The sequence below is a fragment of the Tistrella bauzanensis genome, from assembly GCF_014636235.1.
GTDB classification, from domain to species: domain Bacteria; phylum Pseudomonadota; class Alphaproteobacteria; order Tistrellales; family Tistrellaceae; genus Tistrella; species Tistrella bauzanensis.
This window is the reverse complement of the sequence record NZ_BMDZ01000086.1, coordinates 1-16,861: the sequence shown is the minus strand read 5'-3', so window position 1 is coordinate 16,861 and position 16,861 is coordinate 1. Positions and strand designations below refer to the sequence as shown.

17 protein-coding genes, 1 tRNA gene and 1 riboswitch are annotated in these 16,861 nt (G+C 67.1%); of the genes, 14 read left to right on the top strand and 4 right to left on the bottom strand.

The features are described from left to right. The first annotated feature begins 201 nt into the window (after positions 1-201). The 3 genes from IEW15_RS22530 to IEW15_RS22520 all read left to right on the top strand — a co-directional run bounded on the left by IEW15_RS22530 (position 202) and on the right by IEW15_RS22520 (position 1,397). A tRNA-Leu gene (locus IEW15_RS22530) sits at positions 202-286 on the top strand. A gap of 110 nt (positions 287-396) precedes the next feature. Next, complete coding sequence (locus tag IEW15_RS22525) at positions 397-750, top strand: prevent-host-death protein (protein ID WP_188582225.1); 354 nt, start codon at positions 397-399, stop codon at positions 748-750. Next, the gene (locus tag IEW15_RS22520; protein ID WP_188582223.1) at positions 750-1,397 is read left to right on the top strand and encodes an AAA family ATPase; all 648 of its coding nucleotides are present in this window, start codon (positions 750-752) and stop codon (positions 1,395-1,397) included. Before IEW15_RS22525 ends, IEW15_RS22520 begins: the two co-directional genes overlap by 1 nt. Before the next feature lie 50 nt (positions 1,398-1,447). Here IEW15_RS22520 and IEW15_RS22515 read toward each other — a convergent pair whose 3' ends face one another. Continuing rightward, positions 1,448-2,062: a LysE family translocator gene (locus IEW15_RS22515; RefSeq protein ID WP_188582221.1), complete on the bottom strand. Its 615-nt coding sequence runs from the start codon at positions 2,060-2,062 to the stop codon at positions 1,448-1,450. 29 nt (positions 2,063-2,091) lie between these two features. Here IEW15_RS22515 and IEW15_RS22510 point away from each other — a divergent pair, with 29 nt between their 5' ends. Further along, positions 2,092-3,039: an AraC family transcriptional regulator gene (locus tag IEW15_RS22510; RefSeq protein WP_188582219.1), complete on the top strand. Its 948-nt coding sequence runs from the start codon at positions 2,092-2,094 to the stop codon at positions 3,037-3,039. Here IEW15_RS22510 and IEW15_RS22505 read toward each other — a convergent pair. Continuing rightward, entirely contained in the window at positions 3,028-3,918 is an 891-nt protein-coding gene (locus IEW15_RS22505) for an NAD(P)-dependent oxidoreductase (protein ID WP_188582216.1), read from the bottom strand. The two genes, IEW15_RS22510 and IEW15_RS22505, sit on opposite strands and share 12 nt — an antisense overlap. A 142-nt stretch (positions 3,919-4,060) precedes the next feature. Further along, positions 4,061-4,328: riboswitch (cobalamin riboswitch) on the top strand. A gap of 110 nt (positions 4,329-4,438) precedes the next feature. Here IEW15_RS22505 and IEW15_RS22500 point away from each other — a divergent pair. The 4 genes from IEW15_RS22500 to IEW15_RS22485 are packed head-to-tail and all read left to right on the top strand — an operon-like array spanning position 4,439 to position 7,092. Beyond that, positions 4,439-5,128 carry an energy-coupling factor ABC transporter permease gene (locus tag IEW15_RS22500; protein WP_188582215.1) on the top strand — a complete coding sequence of 230 codons (690 nt, stop codon included), beginning with the start codon at positions 4,439-4,441 and terminating at the stop codon, positions 5,126-5,128. Then, entirely contained in the window at positions 5,125-5,475 is a 351-nt protein-coding gene (locus tag IEW15_RS22495; RefSeq protein ID WP_188582212.1) for an energy-coupling factor ABC transporter substrate-binding protein, read from the top strand. Before IEW15_RS22500 ends, IEW15_RS22495 begins: the two co-directional genes overlap by 4 nt. Further along, a complete protein-coding gene (locus tag IEW15_RS22490; protein WP_188582210.1) occupies positions 5,462-6,208 on the top strand; it encodes a CbiQ family ECF transporter T component in 747 nt (248 codons plus the stop codon). Before IEW15_RS22495 ends, IEW15_RS22490 begins: the two co-directional genes overlap by 14 nt. 5 nt (positions 6,209-6,213) lie before the next feature. Further along, positions 6,214-7,092, top strand: coding sequence for an energy-coupling factor ABC transporter ATP-binding protein (locus IEW15_RS22485; RefSeq protein ID WP_229708535.1), 879 nt, complete (start codon positions 6,214-6,216; stop codon positions 7,090-7,092). A 7-nt stretch (positions 7,093-7,099) separates the two neighbouring features. Here IEW15_RS22485 and IEW15_RS22480 read toward each other — a convergent pair whose 3' ends face one another. Then, the gene (locus IEW15_RS22480; RefSeq protein ID WP_188582206.1) at positions 7,100-7,453 is read right to left on the bottom strand and encodes a GIY-YIG nuclease family protein; all 354 of its coding nucleotides are present in this window, start codon (positions 7,451-7,453) and stop codon (positions 7,100-7,102) included. Between the two features lie 121 nt (positions 7,454-7,574). Here IEW15_RS22480 and IEW15_RS22475 point away from each other — a divergent pair, with 121 nt between their 5' ends. Then, complete coding sequence (locus IEW15_RS22475) at positions 7,575-8,183, top strand: DUF2239 family protein (RefSeq protein ID WP_372402347.1); 609 nt, start codon at positions 7,575-7,577, stop codon at positions 8,181-8,183. A gap of 12 nt (positions 8,184-8,195) precedes the next feature. On the opposite strand, the gene IEW15_RS22470 is transcribed toward IEW15_RS22475, so the two are convergent. Continuing rightward, on the bottom strand, positions 8,196-10,175 hold the full coding sequence (locus IEW15_RS22470; RefSeq protein ID WP_188582202.1) for a sigma-54-dependent Fis family transcriptional regulator: 1,980 nt from the start codon (positions 10,173-10,175) through the stop codon (positions 8,196-8,198). 479 nt (positions 10,176-10,654) lie between these two features. On the opposite strand from IEW15_RS22470, the gene adhP reads away from it, so the two are divergent. The 5 genes from adhP to IEW15_RS22445 all read left to right on the top strand — a co-directional run bounded on the left by adhP (position 10,655) and on the right by IEW15_RS22445 (position 16,733). Next, the gene (gene adhP, locus IEW15_RS22465; protein ID WP_188582200.1) at positions 10,655-11,686 is read left to right on the top strand and encodes an alcohol dehydrogenase AdhP; all 1,032 of its coding nucleotides are present in this window, start codon (positions 10,655-10,657) and stop codon (positions 11,684-11,686) included. A 182-nt stretch (positions 11,687-11,868) separates the two neighbouring features. Further along, positions 11,869-12,465 (top strand): type II toxin-antitoxin system toxin DNA ADP-ribosyl transferase DarT, encoded by a 597-nt coding sequence (darT, locus tag IEW15_RS26640; protein ID WP_188582229.1) that lies wholly within the window; start codon positions 11,869-11,871, stop codon positions 12,463-12,465. After that, the gene (gene darG / locus IEW15_RS22455) at positions 12,462-13,535 is read left to right on the top strand and encodes a type II toxin-antitoxin system antitoxin DNA ADP-ribosyl glycohydrolase DarG (protein ID WP_188582198.1); all 1,074 of its coding nucleotides are present in this window, start codon (positions 12,462-12,464) and stop codon (positions 13,533-13,535) included. Before darT ends, darG begins: the two co-directional genes overlap by 4 nt. A 153-nt stretch (positions 13,536-13,688) precedes the next feature. Beyond that, positions 13,689-14,618: a LysR family transcriptional regulator gene (locus IEW15_RS22450; RefSeq protein ID WP_188582197.1), complete on the top strand. Its 930-nt coding sequence runs from the start codon at positions 13,689-13,691 to the stop codon at positions 14,616-14,618. 87 nt (positions 14,619-14,705) lie between these two features. Next, complete coding sequence (locus IEW15_RS22445) at positions 14,706-16,733, top strand: TonB-dependent receptor domain-containing protein (protein WP_229708530.1); 2,028 nt, start codon at positions 14,706-14,708, stop codon at positions 16,731-16,733. The last annotated feature ends 128 nt before the right edge of the window (positions 16,734-16,861 follow it).

The following is a 16,861-nucleotide window of genomic DNA, read 5'->3' as shown; positions in this document are numbered from 1 at the left end:
CAAGGTCGCCGCTTGGGACGACGACTTCCTCGCAAGCATCATCGCAGCTTAAAATTTTCACCCGATTCCCCTGGCAGATAACCGCCATCGCGGATGGCGACATCGCTTGCGACCATGCTCGGCTGTTGCATTGCCGCAGCACTTGGCTATTCTCTAGCGCGCGGATGCCGGAACACCGGCATCATGCGGCATCGGACGTGGGCGAGAGTGGCGGAATCGGTAGACGCAGTCGACTCAAAATCGACCGCCGAAAGGCTTGGGGGTTCGAGTCCCCCCTCTCGCACCAGACTGTCGGCCCGGCCACGGGCCGCTCCATGGCGATACAGGCGGATCTTCTTGAGATTTCAGATGTTCAGGCCCATGTTATTGGAGCCTGACACCGCTGGAGTACCGTCGATGAACCTGGACCTGCCGGACCTGAAATCCCTGCCGCATCAGGATGCGTCGCAGCTTCGGGATAAGTGGGACGATGTGGTTGATCTGGTGCACAGCACTGGCAGCGTGGCGGTAGCCAGCCGGACAGACGTCGAGGCAGACATGGTTCTGCTGGATGCCGACCGGTATGAGCAGCTAGTTGCTGTTGTGCAGAACCTTCAGGCACGTGAACAGGTGCGGTTGGCCGAGGTGACCGCCGACTATGCCAATCAGCTTGACGTTCTCCGCCAGCCGGACGTCCGGGCAAAACTCCAATCGGTGTTCGACGCCCGAGGCAGGCAGCGCGTGCCAGCGAAAGCCGGCCAGTCGTTCTGATGGCCGGGCCGGATGCCACGTCACGCCGCCCTGTCTTGATTGTGCTGGCGGGCGTTAACGGCGCCGGCAAGAGTTCTCTCGCGGGCCATCTGTTGACCCAGGCCGGGTTGACATGGTTCAATCCTGACGCCTTAGCGCGTCGTCTGATGGATGAGGGATACAGTCCAGTGGAGGCGAATGGGCTCGCCTGGACTGAAGGCAAGCGGCTGCTTGATGAGGCCCTGACGGCGGGGCGCGATCACGCTTTCGAAACAACGCTTGGCGGAGCGACGCTTCCCGCGACGATATTGGATGCGGCACGGACGCATGATGTCTTTATGCTGTTCTGCGGACTGGATTCGCCGGAACGCCATATTCAGCGCGTGAGATCGCGGGTCGCCCATGGCGGCCACGACATTCCTGAAGGCAAGATAAGGGAGCGGTGGGAAACATCGCGCCGGAACCTGATCCGGCTCATGCCATGCCTCTGGGATCTGCAGGTATTCGACAACAGTGCGGAAGCTGCGCCAGGTGACGATATTCCCAACCCGGTTCTGGTGCTGCACGTGACGGATGGTCAGGTCGTTGTCCCTGATCCTGCTGAGGGAATACCATCATGCATGCCCGAATGGGCTGCGGACATCGTTCGGGCCGCTCTTGAAGCTTGACTTGCCCGCTTGTGACCCTTCTGCCTGAGCGGCGTTCGGCGCGGCTGTCGTCACAGCATCATCACCATCGACGCCACCAGCAGGGCGGCCAGGATCAGGTTCACGATCCGCGACACCAGCGGCTGGCGGAGCAGGCGGGCGAAGCTGGCGCCGGCGAGTGCCCAGGTGACGTGGCTGACCGTGATCAACACCACCATGATGGCGGCGCGGGCGACCATGTCGGCTATAGGGGCGGTGGATGGCGGGGTGGCGCCGCCGAACAGGGCGCCGATCGCCAGCCATGCCTTGGGATTGGTGGTGGCGAGGATCAGGCCGCTGGCGATGCCCGGTGGCGTGGCTCCGGCGCTGGCGGCATGCGGCGGTGGTGCTGCGGCGATGCGGAGCGCGAGATAGAGGATATAGGCCGACGACAGCACGGCGAAGCCGGTCGCCAGCGTCGGATGGCCGGTCAGCAGCGAGGCGAGACCCGCCGCCACCGCCAGCATCACCGCGATGGTGCCCACGGCGCTGCCGGTCAGGAAGGCCCATATCCGCCGGAGGCCGAAGGCGCTGGCGACCGCGGTCATCGCGATGGTGGTGGGGCCGGGGCTGAAGGTGACGGCGAAGCCGGCAAGCGCGAACCCCGCCAGATCGAGGCCCGCCATATCGAAGGGCAGATGCTGCATCGTCGAAAATCCTGTAACGTTCCAGGGTCATGCAGACCCCGACATGCCGAGACGGCCCGCCAGATGGTTCAGCGCCCCAGTCGCCGCGTCTCGCCGATGCGCCGCATCCCGCCGATGCGCCGCGCGCGGCCGGCGTCGAGACCGGGCGCCTGCGCGCGGGCGTGACCTTGCGGATCGGCCAGGGCGGCGCCGGCATCGAACGGCTGGAGGCGGGGTTCAACGGCCCGGCCTTCGCGCCCCATCGTCACGATACCTATGCGATCGGCATCACCACCCGGGGCGTGCAGTCGTTCCGCTATCGCGGTGCGCGGCGTCTGTGCCTGCCGGGCGAGACCCATATCCTGCACCCGGATGAACTGCATGATGGCGCCGCCGCCACCGATGACGGGTTCGGCTATCGGATCGTCTATATCGATCCGGCGCTGGTGCAGCAGGCGCTGGGCGGGCGGGCATTGCCGTTCGTGGCCGATCCGGTGGTTCCGGCCGCCGGCCGCGACCCGGCCCTCGGTCAATGGCTCGCCGATCTTGATGTGCCGATCGACGAGGCGGCGCGCGTGGATCTGGCGGTGACGATCGCCGGCCTGCTGGACAGGCATGCCGGCGGGCCGCCACGCCGGCCGGTGCCGCTGGCACTGGCCCGGATGATGGCGGTGCGCGAGATGATCGCCGCCGATCCCGCCATCCGCCACCCGGTGGCGGCCTTCGAGCGTGTGGCAGGGCTGGATCGCTGGACGATCGCGCGCCAGTTCCGCCAGGCCTTCGGCACCAGCCCGAGCCGGTTCCGAACGCTGCGTCAGATCGATATCGCCCGGCGGCTGATCACCGGCGGCCTGCCGCTGGCCGAGGCGGCGCTTGAGGCGGGTTTCGCCGATCAGAGCCACATGTCGCGGCTGTTCAAGGGCTCCGTCGGCCTGACGCCTGCACGCTGGGCGGCGGCGCAGGCCCGACCCCGGCCCATGGGGGCGTCATCCGGCTGACACCGCGCCGGTCCGGGCCTCGATGGCCTTCACCACCGCCGCCATGTCGAGCCCGCCATGACCAAGGGCCAGGGTTTCCGAGAACAGGGCGTGGCAGACATCGAGCAATGGCGAGGAGATGCCGGCCTCGCGGGCCGCCGCCGCGATCAACTGGTTGTTCTTCAGCACGTCGACGATACCGGCCTGAACGGTGAAATCGGCGGCCAGCAGCTTGGCGGCCTTCATCCGCGATACCGCACTCGCCATCGGCCCGGCATCGAGCACCGCCACGAAGCGTTCAAGATCGAGGTCATGGCGTTGCGCGAAATGAAAGGCCTCGGTCAGGCCGGTGGCCATGGTGATCAGGAACACGTTCACCGCCAGCTTCATCAGCAGGCCCGACGGCACGGCGCCGCAATCGACCACCCGCGCGCACATCGGCGCCAGCAGCGGACGCACGATCTCGACCGGCCCAGGATCGCCCGCCAGCATCGCGACCAGTTGTCCGGCCTCGGCCGGCAGGCGCGAGCCCGAGACCGGCGCCTCGACATAGTCACCGCCGGCGGCGCGGATATCGTCGCCGAGCGCGCGGGAATAGCCGGGGGCGGTGGTGCCCATGTGAACGATGATCCGGCCGCGGACGTTGGCCGCAAGGCCCGGTGTACCACGACCCAGCACGGCATCCATCGACACCCCGTCCATCATCATCAGGAAAACGACATGGGCGCGTCTGAACACCTGCGCCGGGGTGGCCGCCACCTCGGCGCCGGCATCGGCCAGGGCCTGCGCGCGTGAACTGGTGCGATTCCACACGATCAGCCCTATCCCGGCCCGCGCCAGGTTCAGCGCCATCGGCTGCCCCATCACCCCCAGACCGATAAACCCCGTCTGTGTCGTCATTTTTCGGACCTCCTGTCGTCTGATCGCGCAATGGCCGCCTGTCTGCGTGCCGCGCGACCTTAAGCGGGTGGTGAGCGCAGGTCTTGAAGGCTTGTGCAACGATCGCGGTGGCCGGCCGCTTGACACATGGCGCAACCACAGATCACAATCCGGTCACGAAGGTCTGCCATGCCGGCGCTCAGAAGGGCGCTGCCAGGGCGGTGAAAAGGGAACATGGAAGCGGGCGGTCGCCCGCGAAGCCATGGCTGCCCCCGCAACTGTAAGCGGAGAGTCTGTCGCCCTGCTATACCACTGGGCAAGACTGGCCACTGGGATACCGGCCACCGGGGACTCCGGGTCGGGACACTGGGAAGGCCGGCGACGGATGATGACCCGCGAGCCAGGAGACCTGCCTTCGCGTCTGACAGGGCCACTCTTCGAACGGGGCGTTCGGATGGGGGCGGGATATACTGGCGGATCGCCGGGCATCTCCGAAGGCCTTGCCGTGTGAAGAGGCTCGATCAGGCTTCGGAGGATCGGCATGCATATTATGGAAGGCTATCTGCCCGCGACGCACGCCGTGGGCTGGGGCCTGGTTTCAGCACCCTTTGTCATTGCCGGCGCGCGCCGCATCGTGACGCTTGTGCGCGACAAGCCCGAGGTCAAGCTGCTGCTGGCCGCATCGGGTGCCTATGTCTTCGTGTTGTCGGCACTGAAACTGCCATCCGTGACCGGTAGTTGCTCGCATCCCACCGGCACCGGGCTCGCCTCCGCGCTGTTCGGCCCCACCGTCACCACGGTGCTTGGCGCGATCGTGCTGCTGTTCCAGGCGCTGCTGCTGGCCCATGGCGGGCTGACCACGCTTGGCGCCAATATTTTCTCGATGGCGATCGTCGGGCCGTTCGTGGCCTGGGGCATCTTTCGCGGCATGACCGGCGCCGGACTGAGTGCGGCCCTCGCGATCTTCTTCGCGGCGACGCTGGGCGACCTTGCGACCTATGTCACCACCTCGCTGCAACTGGCGATCGCCTTTCCTGATCCGGCGGGCGGGGTGGCCGGTGCCGCTTCGAAATTCCTCGGCATCTTCGCGATCACTCAGATCCCGCTGGCGATCAGCGAAGGGCTGCTGACCGCGGTGGTGTTCAACATGCTGGGCCGCTACAGCCGCAGCGAGCTGTTGAGCCTGAACGTGCTGCGCGGCCGCGCAGCCGCTGGAAAGGTCGCATCATGATCAAGCGCAATCTGGCGATGCTGGCCGCCGTGGCGGCGCTGGCGATCGCACCGCTGCTGATCCACCCGCCCGGCACCGTGGAATTCGCCGGCGCCGATGGTGAGGCCGAGGCGATGATCACCGAGATCCATCCCGATTATCAGCCCTGGGCGAGCCCGTTGTGGGAGCCGCCGAGCGGCGAGATCGAAAGCCTGCTGTTCGCGCTTCAGGCCGCGATCGGCGCCGGGTTGCTGGGCTATTATTTCGGGCTGCGGCGCGGGCGGCGCGATGCGGCAGAGGATGGCGCGACCGGGGCTGCCACGCCCGCCGTCGATGCGCCGCTGCGGAGCGGCAATGCGCGCCATTGACCGCAGCGCCCATACCAACCGCTGGCGGCACTGGCCGGCGGCGGAGAAGCTGGTTGTCTGCACCGGGTTGATGCTGGTGTCGCTGCTGGCCGCCGGCTGGGCCGGGCAGGTGATCATCCTGGCCGGTCTGGTGGCGGCGTTGCTGGCAGGTGCACGGGTGCGGCCGGGCGATCTGGCGCGGGCGGCGATGGTTCCGGTCGGGTTCATCGCCACCTCGACGCTGGCGCAGATGGTGACGCTGGATCTGTCGACCGGCTGGCCGGTGTTCGGCATCGCCGGCCCGGAGGCGCGGCTTCAGGCGCTGTTCGTCGGGCAGCGGAGCCTGACCTGCGTGACGGCATTGCTGGCCCTGGCGCTGACCACGCCTTTGACCAGCATCCTGCAATTGTTTCAACGCCGCGGGCTGGCCGGCGATATCGGCGACATCGCGCTGATGATGTTCCGGATCATCTGGCTGGTGCTCGATTGTCTGGAAGCCGGCCAGCGCGCCCAGGCCGCCCGGCTGGGGCATGAGGGCGCGCGGCGGATGATCCGTTCCAACGGCCGCTTGCTGGCCTGCCTGCTGCCGCGGGTGCTGGACCGCGCCCAGCGGATGAACACCGGGCTTGGCGTGCGCGGCTATGACGGCACGCTGCGCTTCGTCTCGGTCGAGGCGGCGGCGTCGGCGCCGCGCATCGCCGGCCTGTGCAGCGGTCTGGTGGTGCTGGCTCTGGGTCTGGCGCAGCTTGGATGACGATTGTGACGCCCACGCATGACCCGGCCGCGATCGGCCTGAACGCTGTCGGGCTGGAGGTCACCTATCCCGGTCGCACACGGGCGCTGGACCGGGTGGATCTGGCGATCGCGCCGGCCCGGAAGCTGGCGATCCTGGGCGCCAATGGCGCCGGCAAGTCCACATTGCTGCTGACCCTGGCCGGCGGGCTGAAGCCGCAGGCGGGCAGCGTGTGGCTCGACGGTGCCGAGGTGGTTCACAACCGCCAGGGGCTGGCGCGGCTACGCCGCCGCGTCGGGCTGGTGTTGCAGGATCCCGACGACCAGTTGTTCGCGGCGACCGTGGCCGAGGACGTGTCGTTCGGGCCGTTGAACATGGGGCTCGATGCCGCCGAGGCGCGGGCGCGCACCAGCGAGGCGCTGGCGGCGCTGAACATCACCGCGCTGGCCGGCCGCCCCACCCATATGCTCAGCTTCGGTCAGCGCAAGCGGGTGGCGATCGCCGGGTTAATGGCGATGCGGCCGGGCTTTCTGTTGCTCGACGAACCCACGGCCGGGCTCGATCCATCCGGCGTCGACGATCTGATGCGGCTGCTGGACGGTGTGGCGGCGTCGGGCATGGCGGTGGTGGTGGCCACCCATGACATGGATCTCGCCTATGGCTGGGCCGACCGGATCGCGGTGTTCGGCGACGGCCGGATCGCCTGTGACGGCCCGCCGGACACGGTGTTTCAGGATCATGACCTGCTGCGCCGGCTGGGCCTGCGGCCGCCGATGCTGGGCCGGCTGGCCATGGCGCTGGCGGCACGCGGCATGATCGACCCGACCCGGCCATTGCCGCGCCGCCTGGATGATCTGCTTGGGGCCTTGACCAGCCAGACCGGCACGGACCAGCCACCTGGCTGACCGGGGCTCAGATGACCTGTGCGTCCAGCACCGCCCGCCAATGCGCCAGCCTGTCCTTCAGCCGCGTGGCACGGACATAGGGCGGGGTGTCGTCCTCGTCCTCCAGCCGGTCCAGCACCTCAAATGCCAGGCTGTCGGCGCCATGGCGATGCCAGGCGTCCTGAAGCGTCCTGTGGGGATTGGTGCCCTGGCGCAGCGTGAACCAGATCCGGTTGCGGATGGTGTCGAGCGTCGGGGTCTGGCCGATCCAGATATGGGGCGGGAGGTCGGGCCCGGCGACGCAGCGAATGACATAGATGCCATAGGCGCCCTTGCGTTCCTTATAGGCGGCGACGGCGCGCTTGCGGTCGATCCCTGTCATGACGGTTCTCTCTTCCTCGATCAGGCATGCGGCTGTGGTCGCGGACGGTAATATAACCCGGGTTATATTGACAGAGAGATTATTAACCGGGTAAAAATCTGTCACACCCTGTGCAGGAGGCTTGCCCGTGACCGACCGGATCCAGCGACCGAGTACCGCCTTCGACGGTGCGCAGCGCCTTGCGGCGGGACCGCTGATCGAGGTGGCGTTGACGGTGAAGGCGGCCGTCGATGCCGGGGCAGCCGGGCCGCTGCTGATCTTTGACGACGCGACCGGGCGGGTGGTGGATGTCGATCTGCGCGGCACCCGAACCGAGATCGCGGCCCGGCTGGCCGATCCAACACCGACAGAGACCATGGCGCCCCCGCCCCCGCCCCCGGCCGCCACGCGCGGGCGGGGCCGGCCGAAGCTTGGGGTGGTGGGGCGCGAGGTCACCCTGCTGCCGCGTCATTGGGACTGGCTGGCCGCCCAGCCGGGAGGGGCCTCGGTGGCGCTGCGCAAGCTGGTGGAGGCCGCCCGCCGCGACGCGGGCCCCGATCAGCGCCTGCGGATGGCGCGTGAAACCGCCTATCGCTTCATGAACGCGATGGCCGGTGACCTGTCTGGCTACGAAGAGGCGACACGGGCGCTGTTCGCCGGCGATCGGTCGGGTTTCGAGGCCCAGATCGCCGATTGGCCGGCCGATATCGCGGCCCATGCCAGACAATTGGCGTTCGGCGCCGCGCCTTAGGCGCGGTGGCGGCTAATGCTGTCGTGATTTCAGCCGGCGATGCAGGGTGGCGCGGTGGATGCCGAGCGCCCGGGCGGCGGCACTGATATTGCCGTCATGGGCGGCGAGTGCCCGGGTCAGGGCATCGTCGGTCATCGATCTGAGCGATGCCATGGGCGCCGCATCCGACATTGGAGCCGAAAAGACCGGTGCGGTGTGGGGCAGATCTGCTTGCGGCAGACATGCTTGCGGCGGGGGCATGGGCGGATCGAGTGGCCGTGCCGGGCCGATCTCGCCCGGCAGATCGGCGGGCGTGATGGTGCTGCCATCATCGGCCAGTGCCACCAGGGTGCGGAGCAGATTGGCCAGTTCGCGCAGATTGCCCGGCCAGTCATGGCCGGCAAGGCATTGGCGGGCGGCGGAATCGAGCGTGATGTCACGGGCCGGCGCGCCGGTTGCCTGGAACACGGCATTGATGATCGCGTCCAGGGGCTGGCGATCCCGCAAGGGCCGCAGGGTCACCGACAGGTGGTTGAGGCGGTAATAGAGGTCGCTGCGGAACCGGCCATCGGCCACCGCCGCTTTCAGATCCTGATGGGTCGCCGCCACCAGCCGGAACCGCACGGTCACCGGCCGGCCGGCGCCCAGTGGCAGAACCTCGCCATCCTGCAGCACCCTGAGCAGTCGGGCCTGAAGCCCCAGCGCCATGTCGCCGATTTCGTCGAGGAACAGGATGCCGCCTTCGGCCTGACGGATGCGGCCGGGACTGCCGCGACGCCGGGCGCCGGTGAAGGCGCCGTCCTCATAGCCGAACAATTCGCTCTCCAGCAGGCCTTCGGGGATCGCCGCGCAGTTCACCGCCACCAGCGGTGCCGACCGCAGCGTCGACGCCTGATGGGCCGCGCGCACGAAAACTTCTTTGCCGGTGCCGGTTTCGCCCTGCAACAGCACCGGAATATCGGCATCGATCGCGCGGATGGCGCGGGCAAGCATGGCATCGCTGGCTGCATCCCAGACCATGGCGCCACGCAGCGTCAAGGCGGGCGGGGTCGTGGTGGCGGCGCGCAGGCGTGATGGTGCTGTCACCGGATGCAGCACCGGCCGGCCGGCCGGCCGGCTGATCCGCAGATGCATCGGCACGCCGCCGGCGCGGCTGGTGAGCAGGCGGGCATCGCTGCCCATCATCCCGCCGTCGAACAGAGCATCCCAGCCGGCGGCACCGATGGCGCCCGCATCCAGCCCCAGCAGCCCCAGGGCGATGCGGTTGGCGGCCGACAACCGGCCATCACGGAAGGCGAGCAGGCCTTCATGCGGCGTGCCCAGCCAGGAGGGGTGCGAATGCAGCCGCACCAGCAGGTCGGACCCGTCGGTTTCGGCTGCCTGCATGGTCCAGCGATGTTCCAGATTGGCCACCGCCAGCCGCACCAGGGCGCGGGCATGGGTCTGCGGCCGCCGTGCATCGCCCGACAGGTCGAGCACGCCGGCGATCCGGCCGGTGGGATCGCGCACCGGCATGGCGGTGCAGATCAGCACCCGGTTCTCGTCGAGGTAATGTTCGGCGCCGTCCACCTCGACCAGCCCGCCCTCGGCCAGCGCGGTGCCGACGGCATTGGTGCCCTCCTGTGCCTCCGACCAGCAGGCGCCGGGTTGCAGGAACATCCGCCGCGCCCGGCCGGCAAAACCGTCATCGCCGCGCGCGTCCAGTATAAGCCCGCGGGCATCGGTCAGGATCGCCACGCCATCGGCATCGGCCATGGCGCGCGCCAGAAGATCCAGTTCGGGGGTCGCCAGATGCAGCAGGGTGTGATTGCGGTCGCGCTGGCGGCGCAGCGCCGGGGCCGCCAGCGGATCCTGGCGTGCCGGGCGGTTCATCGCCAGGCCGGCCGAGGCACAGCGCTGCCATGACCGGCCGATCACCTCGGGCACGGCATTGTCGGGCAGGTTGCCGGCATCGCGGAACTGGCCGCGCACGCCATCCAGAACCCGTATCTGTCGTCCGGAGTGCTGTGACATCCGGGCGTTTCCCCTGTGGCGCCCCTGTTCTTGATTGTGGGAGAGACCATGTCGCATAGACTGCCCACTTGTCGCGGCGGCGGGCGCCTGCCTGCCGCGACACTGATGGATCAGCATGCCCGCTCTTCGCGGCAGCCGCAAGCGGCCCGATCCGATGTCGCACAACGCGGCACCCGCCGTCGCGGGCCGCGACAGGCCGGCGTGTCGCGTGCTGTCGCATTGCACGGCCCGTGCCGTCATCCGGTGGCGGATATCCGGCAATCGCATCATCTGGCCCAACCTTTGCGATAGCGCAAAGGTTGCTGAACGGCCGGGCGGTATGATGCGCCATCCAACCGGCCGTTCAGGTGGCGTCCCGACGCGGCAGCCTCATTCCTCGCGGCCGCGACTGACTTGCGGGGGCGGTGCGCCTGCGCCGCCCCCGTCCTTGATCAGCCGTCCCCGTCACGGCTGACGATGTCCATGGAGGGCCTCCGCTCATGTCACTTCCTGCAACGATGAAAGCCGCCGTGGTGCGCGCGTTCCGCCAGCCGCTGGTGATCGACGAGGTGCCGGTGCCCCGCCCGGCGCCGGGGCAGATCCTGATCAAGGTGGTCGCCTCGGGGGTCTGCCATACCGATCTGCATGCCGCCGATGGCGACTGGCCGGTGAAGCCGCAGCCGCCGTTCATTCCGGGCCATGAAGGTGTCGGTCATGTCGTGGCGCTGGGTGCCGGCGTGCGCTCGGTGAAGGAAGGTGACCGGGTGGGCGTGCCCTGGCTGCACACCGCCTGCGGCCATTGCGAGCATTGCACCACCGGCTGGGAAACCCTGTGTGGCGATCAGCAGAACACCGGCTATTCGGTGAATGGCGGCTTTGCCGAATACGTGCTGGCCGACCCGGCCTATGTCGGCCACCTGCCGGCCGGGCTCGATTTCGTCGCGGCGGCGCCGATCCTGTGCGCCGGGGTGACGGTCTATAAGGGGATCAAGGAAACCGAGGTCCGGCCCGGGCAATGGCTGGTGGTCTCGGGCGTCGGTGGGCTGGGCCATCTGGCGGTGCAATACGGCAAGGCCATGGGGCTGCATGTGGCGGCGGTGGATATCGGCCCCGAAAAGCAGGCGCTGGCGCGCAGGCTTGGCGCCGACCTCGCGGTCGACGCCCGCGACGAGGATGTCGTGCAGCAGGTGCTGCGCGAAACCGGGGGCGGCGCCCACGGCGTGCTGGTGACGGCGGTGTCCGAGAAGGCCTTCGCTCAGGCGGCCGACATGCTGCGCCGGCGCGGCACCATGGCGCTGTGCGGCCTGCCGCCGGGATCGTTTCCGATGTCGATCTTCGACACGGTGCTGAACCGCCGCACCATCCGCGGCTCGATCGTCGGCACCCGCGCCGATCTGGTGGAATGCCTGGCCTTCGCGGGCGAGGGCAAGGTTGCCGCCACCTGCACCACCGCGCCGCTCGAAGACGTCAACGCGATCTTCGACCGCATGCGCGCCGGCAAGATCGAGGGGCGGGTGGTGATGACGATCTGACAGGTGGCTGACGCCTCGCCGTTTCCTGTTGTATCGCAGCCCTCATCGGAAGCGGTCGCGGGAGACGGCGGGACATCCTATGCTATTCACGATGGCAAGCACTGCCACGCCTTGAGGGGCACGTCGTGACGAACAGGGATGGATTACCACTAAAGCCGGAAGACGGCTGGATCTTCCGTATCATGCATGTCTCGAATGTCGGGGCGGTGCTTGATCGGGGTGTTCTGTGTCGCAATGGCGCGGATGAGGATTCCGGATACACCGCCATTGGCAGTCTCGACCTCATTGATCATCGTTGGCATCATCCGGTGCCATGTCCACCCGGGGGCGAGCTTGGCGACTATGTGCCATTCTACTTCACGCCGCATAGTCCCATGTTCTATAGTATCCACACCGGGAAAGGTGTTCAGAAGCAGGCGAATGCCGATATTGTCATTCTCGTCACCCAACTCCGGCGTGTGATTGATCACCAATGCCGAGTTCTGTTCACGGATCGTGCGGCGCATTTGGAAGCGGCACAATATTATGACGATCTGAATCATCTCGTGGATCTGCCATGGGAGGCGTTCAGGACTCGGAATTTTCGCAAGGACCCTGAGAATCCGGATCATTTTGAGCGTTATCGGGCAGAAGCCCTGGTTCACCGCCAACTCCCTGTTGACGCCCTGAGGGCGATTGCCTGCTATACGGAAGAGGTCGAAAGCCGTGTGAAGCGGCAGGTCGACGACCGGGGCTTGCGATTGCAAGTCATTCTCCGTCCGGAGTGGTACTTCTCATGATGCGCTTCACGCAAGGCAATCTGCTCGACGCCAGGGTCGATGCGCTTGTCAACACGGTCAACACGGTCGGCGTGATGGGCAAGGGGATCGCCTTGATGTTCAAAGAGGCATTTCCTGAGAATTTCGAGGCCTATGCCGCCGCCTGTAAGCGCGGCGAAGTGCGGGTCGGCCGGATGTTCGTGACGGAGCGCCATGCGTTGATCGGGCCGCGCTGGATTATCAATTTCCCGACCAAGACGCATTGGCGTCATCCGTCGCGGATCGCGTGGATCGGAGATGGCCTTGATGACTTGCGGCGTGCGATCATCGACCGGAAGATCCGATCGATCGCGATTCCACCGCTCGGCAGCGGCAATGGCGGATTGGCATGGTCCGCTGTCCGGCCGTTGATCGAGAGCGGCCTGGGCGATCTGCCGGATGTCGACATCGTGGTCTATGAACCGGTTGCCGCCTATCAGAATGTCATGAAGCGCTCAGGCGTTGAGGGTCTCACGCCCGCGCGGGCGTTGATCGTCGATCTCGTCCGGCGGTATTGGGCACTCGGGATGGATTGCTCGATCCTTGAAATTCAGAAACTGGCCTATTTTCTGGAACGCAGTATCGAGAATGCCGGTCTGGACAATCCGCTCAGATTGCGCTTCACGGCCCACAGATACGGACCCTATGCCCCGCCGCTGGGGCATCTGCTGGATACGCTGGATGGCAGCTATCTGCATGCCGAGAAGCGGCTTGCCGATGCCGGTCCGTATGACTTGATCTGGGCCGATGAGAGCCGGCGCGACGTGGTCGATGCCTATCTGCGGTCGGCGGCGAAGCCCTATCTGCCAGCCCTCAAGGCCACGGTCGATCTTATCGACGGTTTCGAGTCGGCGCTGGGGCTTGAATTGCTCGCCACAGTCCATTGGCTTGTCGACCGCGAAGACGTGGCGCTTGATGTCGCGGCGATCCGCGAGGCTCTGGCACACTGGCCATCGCCGGACAAGGGAGCGGCGGCGCGTAAGCTGCGGCTGTTTGATGATCGCCTGATCGGGCTTGCCATCGCGCGCTTTGAGCGTGTCGCGGCAGCCTGAGCAGCGTCGGCCGCCTTGTGATCTTCCCCACGCCATGCCTGCGTGAAACTGTCGCCGGGTATGGCGAAGGCTTGTATTGCGGGTGCATCTGAGACTTAGTTGCGGAAAGAGGCGCTGGCGGTTCGGCTGGCGCTATCCGTTCCCGCAAGGCTCATGTTCGACGACGACCTTTCCCAGATCGACCTCAACCTGCTGGTGGTATTCGCGGCGCTGATCGAGACGGCGAGCGTCACGCGCGCGGCCGAGCGGCTGCGGTCGAGCCAGCCGGCGGTGAGCCGGTCGCTGGCGCGGTTGCGGGTGCTGTTCGACGATCCGCTGCTGATCAAATCGGGCAAGACGATGGTGCCGACCCCACGGGCGCTGGCGCTGAAGGGGCCGGTGGCGGCGGCGCTGGGCGATATCCGGCGGTTGTTCAAGCCGGCGGGCTTCGATCCGGTCACCGACCGGCGGCGCTTCCGGGTGTCGTCGACCGATTACGGCGTGTTGTCGGTGCTGGCGCCGGTGATGGCGGAGCTGACCCGGACTCCGAATGTCGAGATCGCGGTCGATCCGCTGGGCGCCGATGATCACCAGAAACTGGCCTCGGGCGTGCTCGATCTGATCATCATCGGCCGCACGCCCGAGCGGCCTGAACTCTATCGTCGTCGGCTGTTCACCGAGCGCCGCGCCTGTCTGGTGCGCGCCGGCCATCCGATCACCGCCGACCCCGATATCACCGCCGGGCGGCCGCCATCGATCGATGCCTGCCTGGCCTGGCCGCATGTGGCGATGACCGTCTGGACCAATGGCCATATCGCCCGCCAGCTCCGCACCCTGGGCAAAAGCCGGCAGGTGGCGATCCAACTGCCCTATTTCTCGGTGGCGCCGCTATTAGTCGAGACATCCGACGCGCTGCTGATTCTGCCCCACCGCGCGGCGAAACGTTTTGCCGAGGCGCGCGGACTGGTGATGTTCGACGCGCCCGACGTGTTCGGCACCTTCGATTACTGGCTGGTCTGGCACGAGCGGGCCCGCCGCGACCCGGCGCTGCATTGGCTCATCGAACGCATAGCGGCGGCGGTTGGTGATCCGGATGCCACATAACCGATATCCGAACCGCGTATTTCCCTTTCCGTTGTGCAAGTGCGAATTACTCGCATGATGCAAGGCATATCGGACAGGAGGAGGATCATGACCGAGCGGCGGCGCGCGCAGTGGCGCTTCAGAACATCCATGGCCGACGGCGCCAAGGCCGGTATGGCCAGGGCCGGCGTGGTCCTGGCGGGCACGATGATGTCGGTCGCCGCCGAGGCGCAGGAGCGCAAGCCCGACGAACTCGATCAGATGGTGGTCTCGGCGACCCGCACCGAGGAAGCCGGGCGCACCGCGCCGGCCTCGGTGACGGTGGTCGACGGCGCGCAACTGAAATCCTATCCGGTGTCGGATCTGACCGAGGCGATCCGCGACGTGCCGGGCATCAGCCTGACCGCCGGCAGCCAGGGCCGCCGGCAGATCAGCATCCGCGGCATGGACCCGTCCTTCACCCTGATCCTGGTCGACGGCAAGCGGGTAAATTCCACCGAAGCCGTGTTCCGCCACAATGATTTCGACATCGGCAGCATTCCGGTGGCGGCGATCGAGCGGATCGAGGTGGTGCGTGGCGGCATGTCGGCGCTGTATGGCTCGGAAGCCATGGGCGGCGTGATCAATATCATCACCAAGCCGGCGTCGAAGATCTGGTCGGGCCGTGTCGATCTGGGCGTCGACATGCCGACTGAAGGCGATCGCGGCACCGAGGCGCGGACCAGCTTCTATCTGTCGGGGCCGGTGGTCGCGGAGAAGCTGGCGATCACCGTCACCGGCACCTTCGATCGGCGCGAGGTCTGGAACGGCCAGTCCGGCGGGCCGGTGATCGCTGACAACGGCAATCCGGTCAGACGCCCCGATGGCAGCGTGGTCGACCGCGCGGATCTGGCGACGCTGGAGGGGCGCGAGGATTATCAGGGCCGGGTGAAATTCACCCTCACCCCCGATGATGACCAAACCATCGAGGCTGAATTCGGCCGCTCGCGCCAGACCCGGTTCGGCGAGTATTACATCAGCGGCTGGGGCGATGCCGACGGGGTGGTGGTGCGCGAGGACGCGGCCCTGTCGCATGAGGGCCGCTGGGGCTGGGGCACCACGCAGTTGCGCGCCTATACCGAGGTCTCGACGACCGGCGATGACGGTATCCGCCAGGAGAACCGGGTGGTGGAGGGCAATGCCGCCCTGCCATTCGACCGCCACACCCTGGTGGTGGGTGGCGAGGCGCGCTGGATCGAGCTGAAATCCGGCGGCGAGTTCACCAGCGGTGGGGCCGAAACCGATGCCCAGGCGCTGTATGTTCAGGACGAATTCCGCCTGACCGACACGGTCAAGCTGCTGGCCGGCGCGCGGCTGGACGAGGACCGGTATTTCGGCACCCATGTCACGCCGCGCGGCTATGCGGTGTGGACGCCGACCCCGGCGGTGACGATCAAGGGTGGCGTGTCGACGGGTTTCAAAGCCCCGACCCTGCGCCAGCTCTCGCCCGACAGCCGGGTGCTGTCGTGCCGTGGTGGCTGCGTGATCCTGGGCAATCCCGATCTGAAGCCAGAGGAGAGTGTGAATTATGAACTTTCCGCCGGTTATGACACCGGTGATTGGGGCGCCACGGTCACCATCTTCCGCAATGACATCGAGAACCTGATCGATACCCCGCGCGGGTCGGGTGTGCCACCGGTTGGCACCGAGTCCGGAACCGGCCTGCCGATCTATGGGCCGGTCAACATCAACGAGGCCCGGATCGAGGGCATCGAGGTGTCGGGCTACGCCATGCTGTGGGATTGGGGCCGCGCCAGCGCCAACTGGACCTGGCTCGACGCCCGCAACGAGATGACCGGCGCGGTGCTCGACAATCGGCCCAAACATGTTCTGAACGGCAAGGTCGACTGGTTCGTCTCTGATGAGGTGATGGCCTATAGCCGGGCCACCTATACCGGCCGGCAGCGGTCGGGCTCGCTGACCCTCGATCCCTATACCCTGGTCGATGTCGGCGCCGACTGGCAGATCAGTGACGCAATCTCGGTGCGCGGCGGCGTGCTGAACCTGGCCGACACCTCGACCGGCGATCCGGACGACGACTATGCCTATGTCGAGCGCGGCCGCACCGTGTTCGTCGGTGCCTCGGCCCGGTTCTGAGCCCGCGCGCAATGAACGGAGATGCTTATCCGATGACGACCATCTATGAGGGGATGTCCCGGTCATTGTTGAAAAAGGGAGAGCGGCGTTGCTCGCCTTGAGCCGTTAGGCTCGGGGTGTCGAATCCT

Excerpts from the sequence above, each read along its gene's own strand:
- IEW15_RS22480 (WP_188582206.1), bottom strand. The coding sequence starts at position 7,453 with ATGACAGGGATCGACCGCAAGCGCGCCGTCGCCGCCTATAAGGAACGC.
- IEW15_RS22490 (WP_188582210.1), top strand. The coding sequence starts at position 5,462 with ATGCGCGCCATTGACCGCAGCGCCCATACCAACCGCTGGCGGCACTGG.
- IEW15_RS22515 (WP_188582221.1), bottom strand. The coding sequence starts at position 2,062 with ATGCAGCATCTGCCCTTCGATATGGCGGGCCTCGATCTGGCGGGGTTC.
- IEW15_RS22510 (WP_188582219.1), top strand. The coding sequence starts at position 2,092 with ATGCAGACCCCGACATGCCGAGACGGCCCGCCAGATGGTTCAGCGCCC.
- IEW15_RS22495 (WP_188582212.1), top strand. The coding sequence starts at position 5,125 with ATGATCAAGCGCAATCTGGCGATGCTGGCCGCCGTGGCGGCGCTGGCG.
- darT (WP_188582229.1), top strand. The coding sequence starts at position 11,869 with ATGCATGTCTCGAATGTCGGGGCGGTGCTTGATCGGGGTGTTCTGTGT.
- IEW15_RS22470 (WP_188582202.1), bottom strand. The coding sequence starts at position 10,175 with ATGTCACAGCACTCCGGACGACAGATACGGGTTCTGGATGGCGTGCGC.
- IEW15_RS22505 (WP_188582216.1), bottom strand. The coding sequence starts at position 3,918 with ATGACGACACAGACGGGGTTTATCGGTCTGGGGGTGATGGGGCAGCCG.
- adhP (WP_188582200.1), top strand. The coding sequence starts at position 10,655 with ATGTCACTTCCTGCAACGATGAAAGCCGCCGTGGTGCGCGCGTTCCGC.
- IEW15_RS22520 (WP_188582223.1), top strand. The coding sequence starts at position 750 with ATGGCCGGGCCGGATGCCACGTCACGCCGCCCTGTCTTGATTGTGCTG.
- darG (WP_188582198.1), top strand. The coding sequence starts at position 12,462 with ATGATGCGCTTCACGCAAGGCAATCTGCTCGACGCCAGGGTCGATGCG.
- IEW15_RS22500 (WP_188582215.1), top strand. The coding sequence starts at position 4,439 with ATGCATATTATGGAAGGCTATCTGCCCGCGACGCACGCCGTGGGCTGG.
- IEW15_RS22450 (WP_188582197.1), top strand. The coding sequence starts at position 13,689 with ATGTTCGACGACGACCTTTCCCAGATCGACCTCAACCTGCTGGTGGTA.
- IEW15_RS22525 (WP_188582225.1), top strand. The coding sequence starts at position 397 with ATGAACCTGGACCTGCCGGACCTGAAATCCCTGCCGCATCAGGATGCG.
- IEW15_RS22445 (WP_229708530.1), top strand. The coding sequence starts at position 14,706 with ATGACCGAGCGGCGGCGCGCGCAGTGGCGCTTCAGAACATCCATGGCC.